The following is a 3,390-nucleotide window of genomic DNA, read 5'->3' on the forward strand; positions in this document are numbered from 1 at the left end:
CGTCGGGACAGCACGGCATTGCCGACCTCGCCGCCTCCTTCCAGCAGGCGGTGGTCGATTGTCTTGTCGACCGCAGCCGCATCGCTCTCGCCGCCTGCCCCGAAGCCACCGCCTTCGTCGTCGCCGGCGGGGTCGCCGCCAATGGCGCGATCCGCAGCGCGCTCACCGACCTCGCGGAGCGCCACGACAAGCCCTTCGTCGCCCCGCCGCTCTGGCTGTGCACCGACAATGGCGCGATGATCGCCTGGGCGGGCGCCGAGCGCTTCGCCGCGGGGCTCACCGATCCGCTCGACACCGCGGCGCGCCCGCGCTGGCCGCTCGATCCCGAGGCCGAGGCGGTGCGCGGCGCCGGAGTCAAGGCATGACGGGTGAACGCATGACGTCATATTTCGGCATCGTCGGCGGCGGCGCCTGGGGCACCGCGCTCGCGCAATTGCTTGCCGCGGACGGCGCCCCCGTGAAAATCTGGGCACGCGAGGCCGAGGTCGTCGCGGCGATCAACAGCGAGCATCGCAACCCGCTCTTCCTGCCGAACGCCACGCTCTCGCCCTCGCTCACCGCGACCGGCGACCTTGCCGCGCTTGCCGATTGCGACGCGCTGCTCATCGTCGTCCCCGTGCCCTTCCTGCGCGCCGTGCTCGCCGAGCTGCCGCCTGGCGGCGCGCCGCTCATCCTGTGCAGCAAGGGCATGGAGGCGGGCAGCTTCGCCTTCCCGATCGACATCGCGCACGCCGTCGCGCCCGATCGCCCGGTCGCCGTCCTGTCGGGACCGACCTTCGCGCATGAAGTCGCCGCTGGCCTCCCCACCGCGATCACCCTCGCCGCAGCCGATCCCGCGGTCGCCGACCGCCTCGCGGCCTCGCTCGCACGCCCGCATTTCCGTCCCTATGTCTCGGCCGACGTGATCGGCGCCGAGATCGGCGGCGCGGTCAAGAATATCCTCGCGATCGCCTGCGGCATCGTCGACGGCGCCGGGCTCGGACTCAATGCGCGCGCCGCACTGATCAGCCGCGGCTTCGCCGAAATGACGCGCTTCGGCCTGTCGCGCGGCGCCGAGGCCGAAACGCTCGCGGGGCTCGCCGGACTCGGCGACCTCGTGCTCACCTGCACCTCGAGCAATTCGCGCAACTTCGCGCTCGGCCAGGGGCTCGGGCGCGGCGAGGATATCGCGACGCTGATGGCCGACCGGCGCAGCGTCGCCGAGGGCGCGTTCAGCGCCCCGGTCGTTGCCGCCGCGGCGCGCGCCGACGGCATCGACATGCCGATCACCGACGCCGTCGCGCGGCTCGTCGCGGGCGAGATCCGTGCCGGCGAGGCCATTCAGGCGCTGCTCAGCCGCCCGCTGCGACGCGAAGGCCGATGACATACGCGACACGATTGCCTGCCCCCCGCGACCGCGCTAGTCTGCGCGCCGGGGAGAAGCAGAAGGGGCGCCAGGCTTGAGCCAGTCGGACAGCGCGGCGCCGCCCGCCTCCCCCACGCCATCGCCCGACCCCGGTTCGTCGCGCGACGCCGATACCGCCGCGCTCGCCAAGGGCGGCCGCACCAATTTCTTCGGCTTCATCCTCCGCCTCATCGCGCGCCTGCCCTTCCTCTATTTCGCCGGCCGCTGGTATGGCGCCGAGGCGCTGGGCCGCTTCGCCGTGGCCGTGCTGGTCGTCGAACTGGTCGCGCAGCTTGCGACGCTGGGGCTCAAGCGCGGGCTTGCCGAACAGTTGAGCCGGCCCGGCGCCGACCATCGCATCGTCGTCTGGGACGGCATGTTCGTCGCCTTCCTCGCCTCGGCACTCGGCTCGGCGATCCTGTTTCTCTTCCCGCAATTCATGTTCCCCAGCGGATCGATCAGCGCTTCGGATCGCGCGATGGCCTTCCTCGTCTTCGCAATCGCCGGAACCGAAGTCGCGCTTGCGGCCTGCGCCTATCGCTTCGACATCGGCGCCAGCGTGCGCGCGCGCGCGATCGTCGAACCTTGGGTCATCAGCCTCGCCGCCTTCGGCTTCTGGTTCGTTTCGCCCCCCGACGGGCTGATGCTGTCCTATGCCGCGGCGATGCTCGGCGCCTTCCTCACCGCGCTGATCCCGATGATCCGCCATTATGGCGGCCCCGGCGTCTGGCGCCCGCACCCCGCGCATCTGATCATGCTCGCGCGCCGCAACGCCCCGCTCGCCGCCGCCGACGCGATCGAATGGGGGACACGCCGCCTCGACCTGTTCGTCCTCGGCCAGTTCGCCTCGCCGTCGATCTGCGGCATCTATTATATGGCGCAACAGGTCGCCTCGTTGCCGCAGAAACTGAAGACCAGCTTCGAACCGATCCTCGGTCCGGTCATCACACGCAACCTCGCCGAAAAGAAGCTTTCGGCGGTCGCGGCGCAAGTCAGCCAGGTCGGGTTCTGGATCATTGCCGCGCAGGCCGGGGTCGCACTCGCGCTCGGCATCCCCGGCGAGGCGGTGATGGGCCTGCCGGGTCCCGAATTCGTCGTCGGCGCCGCCGCGCTCGCCTTCCTGCTCGCGGCCGAGGTCGTCGCCGCGACCGCGGTCGTCAGCGAAGCGGCGCTCGTCTATGTCGCGCGCCACCGCAACCTCGCGATCAGCCTTGCGACGCTCGCACTGCAGGCCGCGCTCAGCGTGATATTGATCAAGATCGCCGCCGCGATGGGGCTGCCGGCAATCACTTATGCCGCGGCCGTCGCGCTCGCGCTGATGCTCGCGCTGGGTTTCGCCTCCGTGACCAAGGCGTGGCTGCTCGGACGCATCCTCGGCACGCCCGTCAACAGCCTGCGCTGGGCGCTGGTGTGGGCAGTTACCGGCGCGGCGGTGCTCGGCTGGGTGATGACGCACCGCTGGGGATCGTTCCAGGTCCCCGAATGGGCCGAGCTGCTGATCGGCGTACCGCTGATCCTCGGCATTTACGGCTGGCTGATCTGGACCCGCGGCTTCGGCCCCGACGATCGCGCGCTGTTCAAGAAACATCCCGAACCGGCGACGGCCGAAGCCGCCGCCGGCTGAAGCTTATTCGACCGCCTTCTGCGCCGCGTCGCCGACGTCCTGTGCGGCGTCGCCGACCTTTTGCGCCGCCTCGGTGATCGCGCCGGTCTCGGCCTTTTCATTGCCGAGGAACTGGAAGGCGAAAAAGCCCGCAGCGACGAGCGCGACGAGCAGCAGGATCATGCCGACCCCGCCGCCGCTGCGGCGCGGTTCGCGGTCGATCACCGTCGTGGTGTGCGTCGTCCCGTCGGGATCGCGCGTGGTATGGATTTCATCGGCCATAGGGAGCCTCCTGTACCTGTGATGGGGCATAGGACGCGTCAAATCGTCATTTGTTCCGGCACCGGCCCGCTCCCCCACCCGGCCTCCCCAACGATAGTAACCTAGGGAGGCCGGGTGGGGG

At 70.5% G+C, this 3,390-nt stretch carries 3 protein-coding genes and 1 pseudogene; 3 read left to right on the forward strand and 1 reads right to left on the reverse strand.

The window, feature by feature from the left end:
* The 3 genes and pseudogenes from B1A78_RS21010 to B1A78_RS21020 all read left to right on the forward strand — a co-directional run.
* Window positions 1–365, forward strand: a pseudogene (locus tag B1A78_RS21010) (tRNA (adenosine(37)-N6)-threonylcarbamoyltransferase complex transferase subunit TsaD); the annotation flags it as partial.
* Between the two features lie 11 nt (window positions 366–376).
* Window positions 377–1,363: an NAD(P)H-dependent glycerol-3-phosphate dehydrogenase gene (locus tag B1A78_RS21015; RefSeq protein WP_144037948.1), complete on the forward strand. Its 987-nt coding sequence runs from the start codon at window positions 377–379 to the stop codon at window positions 1,361–1,363.
* A gap of 76 nt (window positions 1,364–1,439) precedes the next feature.
* A complete protein-coding gene (locus tag B1A78_RS21020) occupies window positions 1,440–3,008 on the forward strand; it encodes a lipopolysaccharide biosynthesis protein (RefSeq protein ID WP_077148802.1) in 1,569 nt (522 codons plus the stop codon).
* Window positions 3,009–3,011: 3 nt separating this feature from the next.
* Here the strand turns inward: B1A78_RS21020 and B1A78_RS21025 are convergent, their stop codons facing one another.
* On the reverse strand, window positions 3,012–3,269 hold the full coding sequence (locus B1A78_RS21025; protein ID WP_077148803.1) for a hypothetical protein: 258 nt from the start codon (window positions 3,267–3,269) through the stop codon (window positions 3,012–3,014).
* Between the last annotated feature and the right edge of the window lie 121 nt (window positions 3,270–3,390).

Source organism: Sphingopyxis sp. KK2 (genome assembly GCF_001990265.1).
In the GTDB taxonomy this organism is placed as follows: domain Bacteria; phylum Pseudomonadota; class Alphaproteobacteria; order Sphingomonadales; family Sphingomonadaceae; genus Sphingopyxis.